The organism is Sutcliffiella halmapala (genome assembly GCF_002019665.1).
Taxonomy (GTDB): Bacteria; Bacillota; Bacilli; order Bacillales; family Bacillaceae_I; genus Sutcliffiella_A; species Sutcliffiella_A halmapala.
In genome coordinates, this window is the sequence record NZ_KV917375.1 from 2,742,710 (window position 1) to 2,761,809 (window position 19,100).

Genomic DNA, 19,100 nt, shown 5'->3' on the forward strand with positions numbered 1-19,100 from the left:
AATTAATTCTCCTTTCGCCCTTCCAAGCCATCTTTAAGTAACTGTGACAGCACATTTGCAACTATTTGCCCCGCAGTCTTAGGAGCTACAATTCCTGGAAGTCCCGGTGCTAATAACGCTTTTATTCCTCTTTTTTCTGCATAACGGAAATCTGTTCCACCTGGCTTAGATGCTAAATCAATGATTAATGTGTGAGCAGGCATCTTGGAAATGACATCTGAAGTAACAATTAAATGTGGAATAGTATTAATGACAACATCGACATCAGAAACACTTGTTGAAAGATCCTTTAATAAAAAGGGAGTTAAGCCCATCTCAAAGATCCGAGCAATATGTTCTGATTTTCTAGCACCAACCCGTACATTTGCTCCCAGTACTGAAAACGTTCGCGCGACACTCATTCCAACACGCCCAAGACCTAAAACTGCTATCTTGGAGTTGTGGATCGTGATATCTGTATGTTGAATTACCATCATAATTGTTCCTTCAACAGTTGGAATGGCATTATAAATTGCTACGTCATCTCGTTCAAATAACTGAACTAATTTCCGATTAGTACTCAACACTAACTGATCTAAATAACCGTTTGTTATACCTGAGTAAATCGTACAATGAGCGGGAGTTTGTTTTACTAATTCCTCTGTTAAAATAATCTTCTCATTCGAAAATATTGTATCCACCTGGCCTTCTAAATTCGTCCCAGGGACAGGTAGGATAATGGCACTAACGGTGGAGAAGTCCACTTCGTCTATTTGCTCCTTTGAAGCACCAGTAAAACCATGATCCAATTGATCAAATCCAACAAGAGATAGCTTTGCGTCAAGCTCAATAAGCTTACGAATCACTTCGAGCTGCCTTGCATCACCGCCAATGACAGCTATGTGCATTCCGGTCAGCATATATCGTTCACCTTCTTCTATTTCATGAAAGTATTTAAAAACAGCCTCAACTTTTCTTACTTCCACATCTTATGTCAAAGAAAGAAATTCTGTGATTGAATAGGCGTATAAAGGTAACATGACTTTTTTGGGTAGGGTAATACTTCCTTGTAATGGAAAAAGGAAGAGGACATTTTGAGTCGGTTCTCACCGTTCTTGATGAGATTCTCACGTAAATAGCGGGGGTGCTCACGCTTCCTCTCGACGTTCTCACATAAATAGCGGGGATTCTCACGTAAGTTGCGGACGTTCTCACATAACTTCAATACGTATTCATGCTCACCTCTTTATCCAATTTTCATATAAAAAAACGACTCAGCCTTGGCCAAGTCGTTTATTCTTCATCCGGAATATCGATAATGATCATATCTGTTCCGATTTTTTTTATATGTTGCCATGGGACTCGAATATCGTTGCCTTCTTTTTTCAAACCAAACCACTTTAACGAAGGGATAATTAAAGAACGTATCTCTCCAGTGTTTTCGTTTATCTCTAGGTCTGTATGCCCTAATATTCCTAACCTCTCCGCACGCTTCACATCGACAATCTCTTTGCCGCTCATCTCACTTAATCGCATCCACACCGCCTCCTTATACTTACTATATTAAGGAGTGTCCAAAAAAAAACCTGCTAGTTCTCCTAGCAGGCAAATTTATTAATTATTCAGCGATTTTGGCAGCTCACCGTTTGGACTAATGAGTGCTACAGAAAAATCATCCGTGAAAATCTTTTTCGCTAAACTATTTACAGACTCTTCTGTAATACTGTTAATACGATCTAGGATATCATCAAGGGAGCGATGTCTTCCGAGTAGCAGCTCATTTTTGCCGTTTCTACTCATACGACTATTTGTACTTTCTAAACTTAACATCAAACTTCCTTTAATTTGTTCTTTACTATTTACTAACTCTTTTTGGGTAATACCATCTTGCTTTAATTTCTCCAGGGTTTTTTGAATAGTATCAAATAAGAGATCTAATTGATGGCTTCCTGTTCCACCATAGATTGTGAGCATCCCATTATCCTGATATGTAGAGTGATAGGAATAAACCGAGTATGCTAATCCTCTTTCCTCACGAACATCTTGGAATAACCGACTACTCATACTACCACCTAAAACATTATTAAGGACGATTAAATTATAAATATCTTTATCCCCAATTGGTAAGCCATCATAGCCTAAGCATAGATGAGCTTGTTCCGTTGTTTTTTTCTTGGCAATACTGCCTGTTTCAAAAGATGGCTTTACATATTCACGCTTTGAAAATCCAGTTTCATAACTTCCGAATAGCTCTTCAATTTCTTTTATGAATGAAGCTTCATCTATATTACCAGCAACCGATACTACGACATTGTCTGGTGTATACGTTTCTTTCATATAGTTGCGAAGAGTATCTCCATTAAAAGTGGATAATGTATCTTCTGTCCCTAAAATAGGGTATCCAAGTGGATGATTTCCATAAGTTGCTCTACTTAAGACATCATGTACGATATCATCGGGAGCATCCTCATACATTTTAATTTCCTCATAAACAACATTTTTTTCTTTCTTCAGTTCATCTTCATCAAAGATGGAATGAAAGAACATATCTGCGAGTACTCCAAGAGCATAAGTCGAGTGTTCGTCCATTACTTTTGCATAATAGCAAGTATATTCTTTAGAAGTAAAGGCGTTTACTTGACCTCCGATTGAATCGAAAGCTTCTGCAATCTCTCTCGCATTTTTCGTTTTTGTACCTTTAAAAAACATGTGCTCTAAAAAATGAGACACACCATTATTTTCATGATCTTCATTTCTTGATCCTGTTCCGATCCAAACTCCGATCGCTACAGAACGAACGTGTGGAATATTTTCTACAACGATTCTAACTCCATTTGAACATGTATGTTTAGTAAGCAACGATAATCCTCCTATTCATGTTTGCCAATTCTAGTGATGGTTAACGATTCTCTCTTCACTTAATAAAGAGGAAACGGTTCCTAGTTCTAGCCCTTTGTCTTTTATAGAGGTGATAAGTGAGTCTAATGATTGAGCTGTAGAAAGCGTTGGATGCATTAGCACCATTGCTCCTGGATGAATTTTCTCCATGACCCTATTAATTAACACTGCTGGTTCAGGCTTTTGCCAATCGATGGTATCCACGCTCCACATAATGGTTCCTAGCTGTAATTCGTGTGCGATTTCGACTACTTCATCGCGGTAGCTTCCACTAGGTGGAGCAAACCAAGTGACATTATTTCCTGTAATCGCTTCTATTACTTCATTTGTCTTTACTAATTGCTCGCGAACCGCACCAGAACCAAGCGTTTTCATATTGGGATGTGTATAGGAATGATTCCCAACTTCATGACCAGCTTCTACAATCATCTTTGCTATGGAAGGATTCTCTTTTACCCAACGTCCTTCTAAGAAAAAAGTAGCTTGTACTCCATGCTTCTTCAAAGTTTCCAACATACCCGGGATATGTTCATTGCCCCATGCTACATTGATCAAAAAAGCAGCCATTTGTTTATCTGGATGCCCACGATAAACTGGGGATGGCGGTAAATCTTCTAAATGTACGTTAGGTGGTGTTTGTTCCAAGATAAGCTTTTTCTCATCAAAAACACCGTTTTTCTTCATATTCTCATATGATTTTTGGATGTCTACCTTTAATCCATTTAAACCCGGCTGTGCTTTCCATACCTTATCGATTATTGCATCCTGTGGAGCAACCTCATAATCTGCAGCTTTTTCACTAATTTCAGCATACAGCTCACTTTTTTGCTTTGACGTCTCCATAATATTTATCGATAAGACCGTGTTTAGATCTTCGGGATTCGGGTGACTTACCGTTTTATATGTAAAAAAAGCTACTATAATAAAAGCAATAAATTGGAACGTCCTTCTTTTCATATTATCCTTCCCCCTTTCTACTAAAATTTATGTAGAAGGAGGACAAGGTAGAACAGAAAGAGGCACGGAAATGCTAAGCCAATATAGCTAGGCAAGAACCAAAATTGTAAAAGTTTTTACAAAAAAAGCCCGGTGATTACCAGGCTCTAATGTTAAGACAATTGTTCATTCTTTTCTTTTTGTTCTTTTAGAAGGACTTTTCTAGAAAGATTAACTCTTCCTTGTTTGTCGATCTCCATTACTTTTACTAATACTTCTTCACCAAGTTTAACAATATCTTCTACTTGCTTCACTCGTTCTTCTGCAAGTTCAGAAATATGAACAAGACCATCTTTTCCGCTGAACAATTCAACGAAGGCACCAAATTTCTCAATACGTTTAACTTTACCTAAGTAGATTTCGCCTACTTGAACTTCACGTACGATATCTTCAATGATTTTTTTCGCTTTTTCGTTCATTTCCATATTGATGCTCGAGATAAAGACTGTACCATCTTGTTCGATATCAATCTTAACGCCAGTCTCTTCAATAATCTTGTTAATTTGCTTTCCACTTGGCCCGATTACATCACGAATCTTATCAGGGTTAATTGCCATCATTAAGATTTTCGGAGCGTATTGAGATAGCTCTGTACGAGATTCATTAAGAGTAGCAAGCATGGATTCTAGAATATGAATACGACCGACTTTCGCCTGTTGTAATGCCTCTTCTAAAATATCACGAGAAAGTCCATCAATTTTGATATCCATTTGAAGTGCCGTTACACCTTTAGCTGTACCTGCAACTTTAAAGTCCATATCTCCAAGATGATCTTCCATACCTTGAATATCCGATAGCACTGTATAGTGCTCGCCTTTTTTGATTAAGCCCATTGCAATACCTGCTACTGGTGCCTTAATTGGTACACCTGCATCCATCATCGCTAACGTACTTGCACAAATACTTGCTTGAGAAGTAGAACCATTAGATTCTAATACTTCAGAAACTAAACGAACAGTATAAGGGAAATCCTTTTCAGATGGAATTACTGGTTCAAGAGCACGCTCACCTAAAGCACCGTGACCTATTTCACGACGACCAGGTCCTCTCATTGGTCCAGTTTCTCCTACGCTAAATAACGGGAAGTTGTAGTGATGCATAAAGCGCTTCTCTTCTTCTACCCCAAGTCCATCCAGAATTTGCACATCACCTAAAGCTCCTAATGTACAGATACTTAATGCTTGAGTTTGTCCGCGAGTGAAAAGGCCAGAACCATGAGTACGAGGAAGTAAACCAACCTCAGAGGATAATGGACGGATTTCGTCACTCTTACGACCATCAGGACGTACTTTATCTTCTGTAATAAGTCTTCTTACTTCTTCTTTCACAAGCATGCTAAGGATTTCATTAACTTGCTTTAACGTATCATCCTCTACCTCTTGCTCTTCATATTTGGCAACAACTGCTGCTTTTACTTCTTTTATAGCAGCTTCACGTGCATGCTTTTCAAATACTTGTACAGCAGTGGTCATATCGTTTTCTGCAAGGGCACGAATTTCATTTTCTAAATTCTTGTCTACTTCATAAAGCTTTATTTCTGTCTTTTCTTTTCCAACAGCTTGTACAATTTCTTCTTGGAATGCGATTAATCGCTTTATTTCTTCATGTCCGAACATGATTGCTTCTAACATAACTTCTTCTGTTACTTCATCCGCTCCAGCTTCCACCATGTTAATTGCATCTTTCGTACCAGCCACAACTAAATTAATATCACTTTTTTCTAGTTGATCAACATTTGGATTAATGACAAACTCGTTATCAATTCTTCCAACAGTTACGCCAGCGATTGGTCCTTCAAAAGGAATATCTGATACTGAAAGTGCTAAGGATGATCCAAACATTGCTGCCATTTCAGAAGAACAATTTTGGTCCACACTCATTACAATGCTGATTACTTGAACTTCATTTCTAAACCCATCAGCAAATAACGGACGAATCGGACGGTCAATTAATCTGCTTGCTAAAATAGCTTTTTCACTTGGGCGGCCTTCACGTTTAATAAAACCACCTGGAATTTTCCCAACTGCGTATAATCTTTCTTCATAGTTCACAGTTAATGGGAAAAAGTCCAACTTTTTAGGTTCTTTTGATGCAGTTGCAGTACTTAATACTGCTGTGTCGCCATAACGAACCATTACAGCTCCGTTTGCTTGTTTCGCTAATTGGCCAATTTCTACCGAAAGACTTCTACCAGCCCAATCGATAGTAAAGACTTGTTTGTCTTGTCCCATGAATTCGTTTAACCCCTCTCTAGCATTTCATATGTATAGGCTTATCTTATTATAGCTACTTCCATTACATCTTAAATCAACATCTTTACTGAAAGAAAGAAGCCTCGATGTATTTAATTCTTCATATTATGTAAGAAGGTGAAAAGTAACGTTGGAGAAAAAAGCCTATTATTAAAATAAAAATAATGTATTTAGTATTATGTATAGTATGAACGAAATAACTACAACATATCAATAGAATTCAGTGGTGTATAGGTAAAAAGTTGCCTTTTTTATAGATATGTCCCTTTTAGTGAGTAACTCCACACTATTTGTAAGTAACAGAAGCTATGGAATATTAAAGGTACAACCTTAAGATATACTTTCTAAAAATACTAATAAAAAAGCGGGAATTCTCCCGCTTTCTCATAAAACATTATCGACGTAAACCTAATTTTGTAATTAGTTCACGGTAACGAGTTACATCCTTGTTACGAAGGTAAGTTAATAAGTTACGACGCTTACCAACCATCTTCAATAGACCACGACGTGAGTGATGATCTTTTTTGTGAGTACGTAAATGCTCGTTTAGGTTATTGATTTGCTCTGTTAGGACAGCAATCTGAACCTCTGGTGATCCAGTGTCAGACTCATGAGTTTTGTACTCATTGATTAGCTCTTGCTTACGCTCTTGTGTGATAGCCATCCTATTCACCTCCCTTTAAGTAAAAACCCCTATTACCGAGCAAGCGTTGGTGATTCGACTTGCCAAGCAATGGTTTTAGTACGTTTAATAGCATACATCTTTTTTCGTTAAAAAGCAAGTATTGGGTGTGTTTTTTTGAAAATAATCAATTGCTGTTTCTTTATCTTTTTGGATTTGTGCAATAAGTGTTTCAATTCCAGAAAATTTTTGTTCTTCTCTGATGCTTTGATGCCATTCTACTATCACTTTTTCTCCATAAATAGAGTCATGAAAGTCAAAGAGATGAACCTCAACTGTAGGTAAACTGTTTTCTTTTCTTTCCTTAAAGGTCGGTTTATAACCTATATTACAAACCCCATAATACCATTTATCTTGAACAAACATTCGTACAGCATATACACCAGTTCTAGGAATAACATAATCATCCGATAACTCTATGTTAGCAGTAGGAAAACCAATTGTACGACCACGTTTATCCCCATGCCCAACTGTCCCACGTATTACATAATAACGACCTAGGGTTTGAGGAAGATCCGCTACACGTCCCGCTTGTAACTCATCTCGAATAAAAGTAGAACTTACTTTATGATTATTGGATGTGAATTTCTCAATAACAGTTTGATCAAATTGCTCTCTTGAATGAAAAGGCAGTGTTTCCATAGTTCCCTTGCCTAAACGACCGTAAGAGTAATCAAAACCTGCTACAACATGCTTTATATTCAGCCCAATAATGTACTGATCCACAAAATCTTGTGGAACAAGACTAGCAAAATCAAAATCAAATTTCACGACGTATAAAATATCAACCCCTAATGAAGTTAACAACTTAATCTTTTCTGTAAGAGGGGTGATATAACGCACATGCTGAACACTGCGTCTTAACACAACAGAAGGATGAGGATCTAACGTCATAACTGCACTGTTCAAATTCAATTCTTCTGCTTTTTCTATAGCAGCAGTAATTACCTTTTGATGTCCTAAGTGGATACCATCGAAAAATCCAAGTGCTACAACAGAAGGATCACAATCATGTTGGACTTTTGTATGAGGATGTTCTAAATATACTACTTTCATATTAATCACCTAAATCTATATGTTCATACTGTATGTATGCCAAATTCTTTTAATCATCTACAATAGATTGTCAGTCCCGTGGAAAACTTTCTTCGGTTTCATTAAACCAGGTTTGGTAGGATGTTTCATGTAAATAGCTAAACATTCGTTATCATGAAAAATACTGAAGTATTCTAGATCTTCTTCCATTTCTTCTGGATAAGGTAACACCGCTCCATTACGGACTTTCTCTGCTACTGTATCACTTATCTCAAGCTTAGGCAACGAAATTAGTGCTTTTTCCATTGGAATTAGTACTTCACTGATTTTTTCCTCTGCCACTAGTTCTTCTAGCCCCTCAAGTGTAATAGCATGCTCAATAGAAAAACTACCTGATGCGACTCTTGTTAACAAGCTCATATGCGCCGGATACCCGAGCATCTCACCAATTTGAACCGCTAATGTTCTTACATATGTTCCTTTACTGCATGTAACCTCAAAAGAGAATCGAACCTGATCATGTTCCTGTATGATGTCACTTACTAAGAAAATATCATGTATCGTTACAGTTCTGGAAGGTCGCTCAATTACTTTCCCTTCCCTAGCGTATTCATACAGTTTTTTTCCGTTGATTTTTACAGCAGAGAACATGGGTGGAGTCTGTTCTATTTTGCCCTTTAAACTTTCGAGTAGTTCCTGAATTTCTTTGGTTGAAATAGAGGTAGAAACCTTTTTTTCTTCTACTATTTCGCCAGTTTGATCTTCTGTTGTCGTTGAGAAACCAATTGTTACTTCGGCTATGTATGTCTTTTTTTCTGCGGTTAAGAATTCTACAAGTTTTGTTGCTTTACCAATACACAGTGGTAAAACTCCTGTTACTTCTGGATCAAGCGTTCCTGTATGTCCAACCTTTTTCGTTTTTAATATTTTTCTGACTTTAAATACACAATCGTGGGAAGTTAATCCCTTTGGTTTGTTTAATACTAGAATGCCATCCAAAGGAAGCACCTCTTTCTTTTATTACTTTTTTTGGAGACGGGTTAATAAGCTAAGGTTATATTTCTCATTTATAGATGTCAGTTTTCGGAACTGAACGAGCCTTTTTCACTTTTCTAATAGGCTAACCTGAAAATGAAGGGACCACATTAAACACCCTGTTGATCTCCGTGCCAGGTGTTCGCTTTCCGCGGGCGGGCCGGGAGCCTCCTCGGCCTAACGGCCTGCGGGGTCTCCCTTGTCCCTTCCTCCCGCAGGAGTCTCACACCTTGCACTCCGATCAACAGGGGGGACAGGTTAAACATGGTGCTTAACGAATCTGAGTCACTTGTTTTTTTCCGACATAGAGAAAATTTGGTTTGTATGGATGCCTACCCTGAAATTAAGGCGTCACCTTTAAATGTCCTGTTGTTTCCGGGAGTTTCACGCCTAGCAGTACTATCTACAAGGGAGACGGGTTAAGCATTGTGTTTTGCTGAGATTTCTTATAAAAAAGGATAGACACAATTTGCCTATCCTTCTTTTTTACTCTTCATCTTCAGAGTCTTTTTTATTAAGTTCATGAATTAGGTTTTCGATTCGATTACCGTATTCAATGGATTCATCGAATTCAAAGAAAAGTTCAGGTGTTTTTCTTAAACGAATTCTACGTCCGATTTCGCTTCGAATAAATCCTTTTGCTTTCGCCAGGCCAATTAGAGTATCTTGTCTTTGGTCATCATTCCCTAGAACGGAAATGAAAATTTTGGCCTGTTGAAGGTCTCCTGTAACTTGTACGTCAGTAACCGTAACAAAGCCTACACGAGGGTCCTTAATCTTGCGACCAATAATATCAGAAAGCTCTTTTTTCATCTGCTCTCCAACACGATTTGATCTGAGTGTCATATCTTTCACCCCTTTAGAGCCAATCAAGCGAAGTTTCAGCTCTTTCTATTTCCGGAAAGGAATCTATATACTCGAGCACTTTTTGCAACTCTTTTTCTGTTATTACTTTCGACGAAGAAACGGATACAATCCCAAGCTTCGTTCGTTGCCATACGTCCTGATGGTCAATCTCTGCTACAGAGACATTAAAACGCTGTTTAAGCCTTGTCATAATTCGCTGTAACACCGCTCTTTTGTCCTTCAAAGATTGAGCATCATAGATCATACAGTCACATTCTAAATACCCGATCATTTTCTTTCGATTTCTTGCATTACATACGCTTCAATTACGTCGCCTTCTTTAATGTCATTGAAGTTTTTGATTGTAACACCGCACTCATAGTTTGTCGCAACTTCTTTCACATCGTCTTTGAAGCGTTTTAGAGTATCTAATTCCCCTTCAAAGATAACGATGCCGTCACGGATTAAACGAATGCTAGAATCACGCGTGATCTTACCTTCTGTTACATAAGCACCTGCAATGGTACCGATTTTCGACACTTTAAATGTTTGTCGAACTTCTACTTGACCGATTACTTTTTCTTCAAATTCAGGGTCAAGCATACCTTTCATAGCTGCTTCGATTTCTTCAATCGCTTTGTAAATAATACGGTGTAAACGAATATCTACGTTTTCTACATCAGCCGTACGTTTTGCTCCAACGTCTGGTCTTACATTAAAACCAATAACAATTGCATTGGAAGCAGAAGCTAAAATGATATCAGATTCTGTGATTGCTCCAACACCAGTGTGAATAATTTTTACTTTAGCGCCTTCAACGTCAATCTTTTGAAGAGATGCAGCCATCGCTTCTACAGATCCTTGTACATCCGCTTTTACAATTAGATTAATTTCTTTCATTTCACCTTGTTTAATTTGCTCAAATAGATCGTCTAATGTTACACGAGTCTTTTCGCTTCTTTGTTCTTGAAGTTGCTTTTGCGCACGAGCTTCTCCAACATTACGTGCCGTTTTCTCATCTGCAAATACCATAAAGTTATCTCCAGCTTGAGGCACATCATTAAGACCGGTAATTTCAACTGGAGTTGATGGACCAGCTTCTTTTACTCGTCGCCCTAAATCATTGACCATTGCACGTACACGACCAAAGGTATTACCAACAACGATTGGATCTCCCACTTTTAATGTTCCTTTTTGAACAAGAAGGGTTGCAACAGATCCTCTTCCTTTGTCAAGTTGAGCTTCAATAACAGTACCCGAAGCAGCACGTTTAGAATTTGCTTTATATTCTTCTACTTCCGATACAAGAAGAATCATTTCTAGTAAAGTGTCAATGCCTTCTCCTTTTAATGCAGAAAGTGGTACAAAGATAGTATCTCCACCCCATGCTTCTGACACTAGTCCGTGTTCTGTTAATTCTTGCATCACACGTTCAGGATTGGCACCTTCTTTATCCATTTTGTTTACAGCTACGATGATTGGTACTTCCGCAGCCTTAGCATGGTTAATCGCTTCTACTGTTTGTGGCATTACACCATCATCAGCAGCAACAACAAGAATGGTAATATCCGTTACTTGTGCACCACGCGCACGCATTGTCGTAAAGGCAGCATGTCCAGGAGTATCAAGGAATGTAATTTTCTTACCTTCAACTACAACCTGGTAAGCACCGATATGTTGTGTAATTCCGCCAGCTTCTCCAGCAGTAACTTTAGTGTTTCGGATAGAGTCAAGAAGCGTTGTTTTCCCGTGGTCAACGTGGCCCATGATCGTTACAACTGGAGGACGCTCTTCTAATACTTCCTCTTTATCTTCGGTGTCGTAACCTTCAAAATCCGTTACTTCAAAGATAATTTCTTCTTCTACTTCCACATTGAACTCTCCAGCTATTAACTCAATAGAATCCTTATCTAGGTCTTGGTTAATAGTTGCCATAACGCCTAGCATTAAAAGCTTTTTAATAATTTCAGATGGCTCTTTGTTAAGCTTTTTTGCTAATTCTCCAACTGTAAGGGAACCTGTGAAAGTGATTTTAGAAGGTGTTTCTTTTATCTTCACTGGTGGAGTTGGCGCTGATTGTGGGCCGCGGTTTTGTTGCGTTTTTTGTTGTTTCTTTTTCCCTTTTGAGAAATTATTATTGTTATTGTTAAAAGGTTTCTTCCCAGGCTTTTGAGAAGAAGGACTGTTTTTTGCTTGAGTTGCACCTTGGTTAGAAGCAGGTTTTTTGGGTGCAGTGTTTGCACCTTGGGAAGCTGCTGGCTTTTTAGGTGTTTCATTCTTATTAGTGCCATTTAATTTTTGGATCGTGTCTTCGTCTAATGTTGCCATATGGTTGGATACCTCAATATTCATTTCTTTTAGTTTTGTGATGACATCTTTACTTGATACGTTCTTTTGTTTAGCGTATTCGTACACGCGTAATTTCGTCATACATTCACCCCCAAAGATTAATCGAGCAAGGTGAGGAGCTTTTTTGCAAACCCTTCATCTGTAACTGCGATGGAAACTCTCGCATCTTTGCCTATCGCTCGACCTAACTCGTACCGATCTTCCACCGTTCTTATCGGTACTTCATAGTAAGTACACTTGTCATGTAGCTTCTTCATCGTATTAGGAGAAGCATCACCAGCAACAAGTACTAGTTTTGCATTTCCTGCTCTTACTTCTTTGATTACTAGCTCTTCCCCAGTAATCGTTTTTCTCGCTCTTGTTGCGAGACCTAATATAGATAGCCATTGATTATTCATGATGTTGAATCTTTCTCCGTTTCTACCAGTTGAAGCAATTCATCATACAATGAATTATCAATCGCTACATCTAGATGTCGGGATAATATATTTTTCTTTTGTGCGAGAAGGATACTCTCTTTGTTTCTCGCTAAATACGCCCCTCTACCAGACTTTTTTCCTGTCAAGTCAATGGAGACTTCTCCTTCTTTTGATCGTACGATACGAATCAATTCTTTTTTAGGTCTCAATTCTTGACTAGCAACGCATTTTCGCATAGGAACTTTCTTGCGATTGTTCACCTGGTTTCACCCTCTTTTTATGATCATTCTTCTGTGTTTTCTTCCTCATAGAAGTCGTCCATGTCATCCTCATCATTTTTGGATAAAGTTAGGCTTGGATAGATTCCTAATTCTTCGGCTTCTGTTTCACTCTTAATATCGATCTTCCAGCCAGTTAACTTAGCTGCAAGGCGAGCGTTTTGCCCTCTTTTTCCAATCGCTAGTGAAAGTTGGTAGTCCGGAACAACAACAGTTGTCGCTTTGTCTTCCTCACTCACTTGTACTTCAAGTACTTTTGACGGGCTAAGAGCATTTGCTACAAAATCAACAGGGTCCTTGGACCAACGGACGATATCGATTTTTTCCCCTTTTAGCTCATTCACAATAGCTTGAACACGCTGACCTTTAGGTCCAACACACGCACCAACTGGATCCACTTCTGGATTATCACTATGAACTGAGATTTTAGAACGGTCTCCTGCTTCACGTGCAACAGACTTTATTTCAACCGTACCGTCATAAATTTCTGGTACTTCTAATTCAAATAGCCTCTTGAGTAATCCTGGATGAGAACGAGAAACAAAGATTTGAGGACCTTTGGTTGTTTTCTCAACTTTTGTTAAGAATACTTTTATTCTATCATGAGGCTTGTAATGCTCATTAGGCATTTGCTCATTTACTGGTAACAAAGCTTCGATTTTCCCTAGGCTTACATAGATAAACTTAGCGTCTAATCGTTGGACAATACCTGTCATGATATCTTCTTCACGCTCAATATACTCCGAATAAATGACGCCACGCTCTGCTTCTCTTACACGTTGTGTGACAACTTGTTTAGCAGTTTGTGCTGCAATTCGACCAAAGTCTTTTGGAGTAACTTCAATCTCAACTACATCATTCTCTTGGTAATTCGGATCAATTCCTCGTGCTTCTTGTACAGAAATTTCTAAACGAGAATCAAATACCTCGTCTACTACATCTTTTCTAGCAAATACACGCATTGTTCCTGATGTTAGATTTAAATCTACTCGTACATTTTGTGCTTGATTAAAATTTCGTTTGTAAGCAGATATCAGTGCAGCCTCAATCGCTTCTATAATTACATCTTTACTAATGCCTTTTTCCTTTTCCATCAGGGTTAAAGCATCAAATAACTCGCTGCTCATACAACCATGTCCCCCTTAACATACCTATTGATTCGTTTTAGACACATATTAGAATGTGCCCTGTAGGTAATTAACCCTTTTTAAAATTTTACTGCCAAACGAGCTTTGGCTACTTTTGGATATGGAATTGCTACTTCTTTTTTACGTGTTTTTATTGTCATCGAGATAATTAATGTCTCTCCATCAAAACTAAGTAAGTCGCCTTCAAAAGTTTTTAGACCATCTAGTGGTTCATATGTTTTAACATGTACATATTTCCCAACTGATTTTTCTAGATCTTCTTTTTTCTTTAATGGACGTTCTGCACCAGGTGAAGATACTTCTAGGAAGTAGTTATGTGGAATTGGATCGAGTTCATCAAGCTTTTCGCTCAATTTTTCACTAACCGTACCACAATCTTCAATGTCGATGCCGCCTTCTTTGTCTACAAACACACGTAAAAACCAAGCAGAACCTTCTTTTACATATTCAATATCCACTAATTCTAATTTCATTTCATGTACGATAGGTAGTGCTAATGCCTCTACCGTCTCTGTTACATTTTTGCTCATCTTTTTCCTCCTTCGCTGTAGCGAGAAACGATGTATTTAAAATCTGAACAAAAGACCCTGCTTAAAAGCAGGGAATCATAAACAAGCAAGCTTATGTACACCTAATGCGAGATCTTACCTTATCCCTTTTTCCTAAACGGAGAGTAAGGTCGCTAGAAAAACGGGAATACAATACGAAAGAGCGGGTTTCCCCACTCTTTGTTAATTACCTGTATATAGCATTTCCAATGTAAATATATCATATCCATGCTTATTATGCAAATCTTTCTAGTAGTTGCAATGCTTACTGGCGCTTAGTTTCTGTCGTTCTCTACTCCTCATTAAAACAAGGAAAGTTGATTTTGATCTGGAAGGTCTCCTAGACAACCTTGCTTGTCAAGGTACTCCATAATCGTTTTAGATACTCTTCCTCGCTGCTGGAGGTCTTCTTTAGAAAGAAACTCTCCGTCTTTTCTTGAATTCACAATATTGATTGCCGCGTTCGTTCCAAGTCCAGGAATAGAGTTGAATGGTGGAATCAGTGAGTTTCCTTCGATAATAAAATCGGATGCGTGCGATTTATATAAATCAATCTTTTGGAATGAAAAACCACGCTCACTCATCTCTAGTGCCAATTCTAAAACAGTTAATAAAGATTTTTCTTTTGGAGCAGCATCTAAACCTTTTGCATTTATCTCTTCAACCTTTTGACGAATAGATGCCGAACCTTTCACCATATTTTCAATGTCAAAATCATCTGCACGTACGGTAAAGTATGCCGCATAGTACATTAATGGGAAATGCACTTTAAAATAAGCAATACGAACTGCCATTAAAACATATGCAGCAGCATGGGCCTTCGGGAACATATATTTTATTTTCAGACAAGAATCTATATACCATGCTGGAACATCGTTCTTTATCATTTCTTCTTTAAATTCATCAGATAAGCCTTTCCCTTTACGTACAGATTCCATTATTTTAAACGCCATGGAAGGATCAAGGCCTTTATATATAAGATATACCATAATGTCATCACGACACCCGATTACTTCGCTAAGTGTACAAGTTTTATTATGAATAAGCTCTTGAGCATTTCCAAGCCATACATCAGTACCGTGAGATAGCCCTGAAATTTGAACTAGCTCTGAAAATGTCGATGGCTTTGTGTCTTCAAGCATTTGCCTTACAAATCTTGTACCAAATTCCGGTATTCCAAGTGTCCCTGTTTTACACATAATTTGTTCTTCTGTTACTCCTAGTGACTCAGTGCCACTAAAGATCTTCATAACATATGGATCATCTGTTGGAATGGTTTTTGGATCAATTCCACTTAAATCCTGGAGCATCCTAATTACAGTCGGATCATCGTGTCCTAGTATATCTAACTTTAAAAGATTGTCATGTATAGAGTGAAAATCAAAATGTGTAGTTTTCCACTCAGAACTCGTATCATCGGCCGGAAATTGAATAGGTGAAAAATCAAAGATATCCATATAATCTGGTACAACAATTATTCCACCTGGATGCTGCCCGGTTGTTCTTTTTACACCAGTACAACCAGAGGATAATCGATCAATTTCCGCACCACGTAATATGAGGTTTCGGTCATTTGCATACCCTTTTACATATCCATAGGCTGTTTTATCCGCAACCGTACCAATGGTCCCCGCTCGGAAAACATATTCTTCTCCAAACAACTCTTTTGTGTAGTTATGAGCTCGCGGTTGATATTCCCCGGAGAAGTTGAGATCGATATCTGGAACTTTGTCCCCTTTAAATCCTAAGAACGTTTCAAATGGAATATCATGGCCATCTTTCGTGAACGATTCTCCACAGTTCGGACAATTTTTATCTGGCAAATCAAACCCTGAACCTACAGAACCATCGTCAAAAAATTCCGATGTCTGACATGCTGGACAAACGTAATGTGGTGGCAAGGGATTAACCTCTGTAATCTCTGTCATTGTTGCAACAAAGGAGGATCCAACCGATCCACGAGAACCAACTAGATATCCGTCATCTAATGATTTCTTCACAAGCTTATGTGAAATTAAATAAATAACAGCGAAACCATGGCCGATAATACTCTTAAGCTCTTTCTCAATTCGTTTCTCTACTAACTCAGGTAGATTTTCACCATAAATACTACGTGCACGAGAGTAACTCATTTCTCGTATTTCATCATCTGCGCCTTCAATTTTAGGGGTATACAGATCATCCTTGATTGGCTTAATATCTTCGATCATATTTGCAATCTTCTGTGTGTTCGTCACAACTATTTCTTTCGCTTTTTCTTTTCCTAAGAATGAAAAAGCGGCTAGCATAGCATCTGTTGTCTTAAAGTGAACATCGGGAAGCTTGTGACGGTTAAGAGGATTTGCTCCGGATTGAGAACGTACAAGTATTTCACGATGAATTTTATCTTCTTCTTTCAAATAATGAACATTTCCTGTCGCAACTACTGGTTTTTCTAGTTTTTCTCCCAGTTTGACAATGTTTGAGATTATTTCTTTTAGCGATTTTTCATCTTTAATTAATTCTAACTCTATTAAATGTTGATAATTACTAGGTGGCTGCACCTCGATATAATCATAAAACTCTGCAATACCTTCCACTTCATCTGGTGCTTTTTGCATCATTCCCTCAAAAACTTCTCCTTTATCACATGCTGTACCAACTATTAATCCTTCGCGTAACTTTTGCAGCTGAGAACGAGGAATTCGCGGAACACGATAAAAGTAATTCATATGAGAGATAGAAACGATTTTAAATAGATTCTTCAATCCAATTTCATTTACTGCAAGTAAGGTAATATGAGATGGCCTAGCTCTTTTATAAGCATCAGATTTACCAGAGTTATCATTTAATTGGTCATGATAGGTAATTCCTCTTTCAAGGGAATCCTTTAACATTTTCATAAGCAAATAGCCGGTAGCTTCTGCATCATAAATGGCCCGGTGATGTTGCGTTAATTCGATATCAAACTTTTTACACAGGGTATTTAATCGATGGTTTTTCATATCAGGAAATAACAGACGACCTAACTCTAAAGTATCAATTACAGGGTTTTTTGCTTTTCCTAGATTAATGCGCTGGAATCCGATGTTCAAGAATCCCATATCAAAACTCGCATTATGCGCTACTAAAGTATCATCTTCTATCCAGTTATAGAAATCCTTCAATACATCCCCAACCTCTGGTGCATTCCGGACCATATCATCTGTAATTCCTGTAAGATTAATTGTAGTCGCAGACAAAGGGTGATGCGGATTAGAAAAGGATTCAAAACGATCAATTATTTCCCCATCTCTAATTTTCACTGCTGCTAACTCGATAATGGTGTCATACATTGCTGATAAGCCTGTTGTCTCCACATCAAAAACCACATATGTTTCTTCTGCAAGATTTCGATGGGCTGGGTTATAGGCTATTGGAACACCGTCATCTACTAGGTTCGCTTCTAAACCGTACAGTATTTTAACGCCATTTTTTTTGCCAGCTGAATATGCTTCTGGGTACGCTTGTGCTACTGCATGATCTGTAATAGCAATTGCCTCATGTCCCCACTTTTTTGCTTGTCCAACAAGCGATGATATCGAACTAACGGCATCCATCGAACTCATTGGTGAATGTAAATGGAGCTCTACCCTTTTCTCGCCTACTGGGGCAGTGTCGATTATTTCTTTCCCTTTAAATTCATTGATATCGTTTGCCATCATTACGAGATCGCGAACAAATGTATCATTCTGAATACTACCTCGAACTTTTAACCACATTCCCTTTTTAATGCCTTGTAAAAGAGGGACATCCTCTTTATCACGTGAAAACATTTTTACAAGAATAGAATTGGTATAGTCCGTAATCTTGAACGTTAATAATGTCCGGCCACTTCTCAATTCTTTCGTTTCTGCATCAAATACATAACCCTGGACTGAAACTCGTCTTTCTTCTTCTACAATCTCAGCTAGGGTTTTCATTTCAGCATCATCTTTGATGTTATATCCGATCATAATCGGTCCCGTTATCGCTGCATTATCTTGATTTGCGCTATCTTTTTTCTGCATTTCTGTCATGGCAGCTAATGCTTTTTGTTGATCTTCTAGTTGTTTTTGCTCTACAAACTGCTTATATTCCTCTTCAGAATGTGAAAGACTTGTATCAAGAACATACATGGGAAATCCATAGCTTTCATAACTGGAACAAATAATCGTATTTAATTTTCTCTTTACCGCTATTGCTTCCGCTTCATTTCTTGCAGTAAGCATGAGCTTATTTCCGTGAAGAGTGGGTAGTTGACCTTTTAAAAGCATTAGTAACGGCGGAGAACAACCTTCTAATTCTCTTAAACAAATTGGCCAGTAATCCTGGATATAAGAATCTTCATAAGAGCGATCACTCACACTAATATGAAAAGAAACGTTTGCAATATGAGCAAAGCTTTTTGTCAGTTTTGTGTAAAATAATTCATAAATGGCTGCAGGTAATATTTTCTTTAAAACAAAATGAAAATGCCATTTTTTACTCGTTTTTTCTACGGTCAGTTTATCAATTCCAGCATCCGCAAAATAGGGGAATATATCATCACTTGTTAGTTCCAGTTGCTGAAGAAGAAGGCGAAATCTATCTTTTTTTTCTTGCAATAATTCCATAGAAATGTTCAGACTCCTTTCT

Annotated in this window: 16 protein-coding genes; all 16 read right to left on the minus strand. The window is 38.0% G+C overall.

Translation table 11 applies throughout. The annotated features are described in order from the left end of the window. Positions 1–2: 2 nt before the first annotated feature. The gene (gene dpaA / locus BK580_RS13545; RefSeq protein WP_078380852.1) at positions 3–899 is read right to left on the minus strand and encodes a dipicolinic acid synthetase subunit A; all 897 of its coding nucleotides are present in this window, start codon (positions 897–899) and stop codon (positions 3–5) included. A gap of 373 nt (positions 900–1,272) precedes the next feature. Beyond that, on the minus strand, positions 1,273–1,515 hold the full coding sequence (locus tag BK580_RS13550) for a YlmC/YmxH family sporulation protein (RefSeq protein WP_078380853.1): 243 nt from the start codon (positions 1,513–1,515) through the stop codon (positions 1,273–1,275). 78 nt (positions 1,516–1,593) lie between these two features. Further along, entirely contained in the window at positions 1,594–2,838 is a 1,245-nt protein-coding gene (locus BK580_RS23365; protein WP_139364898.1) for a M16 family metallopeptidase, read from the minus strand. A 30-nt stretch (positions 2,839–2,868) separates the two neighbouring features. After that, positions 2,869–3,834 carry a polysaccharide deacetylase family protein gene (locus tag BK580_RS23370; protein ID WP_139364899.1) on the minus strand — a complete coding sequence of 322 codons (966 nt, stop codon included), beginning with the start codon at positions 3,832–3,834 and terminating at the stop codon, positions 2,869–2,871. 152 nt (positions 3,835–3,986) lie between these two features. Continuing rightward, entirely contained in the window at positions 3,987–6,104 is a 2,118-nt protein-coding gene (pnp, locus tag BK580_RS13560) for a polyribonucleotide nucleotidyltransferase (RefSeq protein WP_078380854.1), read from the minus strand. A 415-nt stretch (positions 6,105–6,519) separates the two neighbouring features. Next, entirely contained in the window at positions 6,520–6,789 is a 270-nt protein-coding gene (rpsO, locus tag BK580_RS13565) for a 30S ribosomal protein S15 (protein WP_078380855.1), read from the minus strand. An 84-nt stretch (positions 6,790–6,873) separates the two neighbouring features. Further along, the gene (gene ribF / locus BK580_RS13570) at positions 6,874–7,863 is read right to left on the minus strand and encodes a bifunctional riboflavin kinase/FAD synthetase (protein WP_078380856.1); all 990 of its coding nucleotides are present in this window, start codon (positions 7,861–7,863) and stop codon (positions 6,874–6,876) included. 57 nt (positions 7,864–7,920) lie between these two features. Then, the gene (gene truB / locus BK580_RS13575; protein ID WP_078380857.1) at positions 7,921–8,841 is read right to left on the minus strand and encodes a tRNA pseudouridine(55) synthase TruB; all 921 of its coding nucleotides are present in this window, start codon (positions 8,839–8,841) and stop codon (positions 7,921–7,923) included. Positions 8,842–9,363: 522 nt separating this feature from the next. Then, positions 9,364–9,723 (minus strand): 30S ribosome-binding factor RbfA, encoded by a 360-nt coding sequence (gene rbfA / locus BK580_RS13580; RefSeq protein ID WP_078380858.1) that lies wholly within the window; start codon positions 9,721–9,723, stop codon positions 9,364–9,366. A gap of 13 nt (positions 9,724–9,736) precedes the next feature. Continuing rightward, complete coding sequence (locus tag BK580_RS13585) at positions 9,737–10,015, minus strand: DUF503 domain-containing protein (protein ID WP_078380859.1); 279 nt, start codon at positions 10,013–10,015, stop codon at positions 9,737–9,739. Continuing rightward, a complete protein-coding gene (gene infB, locus BK580_RS13590; protein ID WP_078380860.1) occupies positions 10,012–12,153 on the minus strand; it encodes a translation initiation factor IF-2 in 2,142 nt (713 codons plus the stop codon). Before infB ends, BK580_RS13585 begins: the two co-directional genes overlap by 4 nt. A gap of 17 nt (positions 12,154–12,170) precedes the next feature. Beyond that, on the minus strand, positions 12,171–12,470 hold the full coding sequence (locus tag BK580_RS13595) for a YlxQ family RNA-binding protein (protein WP_078380861.1): 300 nt from the start codon (positions 12,468–12,470) through the stop codon (positions 12,171–12,173). Beyond that, the gene (rnpM, locus tag BK580_RS13600; protein ID WP_078380862.1) at positions 12,467–12,751 is read right to left on the minus strand and encodes an RNase P modulator RnpM; all 285 of its coding nucleotides are present in this window, start codon (positions 12,749–12,751) and stop codon (positions 12,467–12,469) included. The genes BK580_RS13595 and rnpM overlap by 4 nt, the downstream gene beginning before the upstream one ends. 23 nt (positions 12,752–12,774) lie before the next feature. Next, positions 12,775–13,896: a transcription termination factor NusA gene (nusA, locus tag BK580_RS13605; RefSeq protein WP_078380863.1), complete on the minus strand. Its 1,122-nt coding sequence runs from the start codon at positions 13,894–13,896 to the stop codon at positions 12,775–12,777. Between the two features lie 80 nt (positions 13,897–13,976). Next, the gene (gene rimP, locus BK580_RS13610) at positions 13,977–14,447 is read right to left on the minus strand and encodes a ribosome maturation factor RimP (protein WP_078380864.1); all 471 of its coding nucleotides are present in this window, start codon (positions 14,445–14,447) and stop codon (positions 13,977–13,979) included. Positions 14,448–14,767: 320 nt separating this feature from the next. After that, entirely contained in the window at positions 14,768–19,078 is a 4,311-nt protein-coding gene (locus BK580_RS13615) for a PolC-type DNA polymerase III (protein WP_078380865.1), read from the minus strand. Between the last annotated feature and the right edge of the window lie 22 nt (positions 19,079–19,100).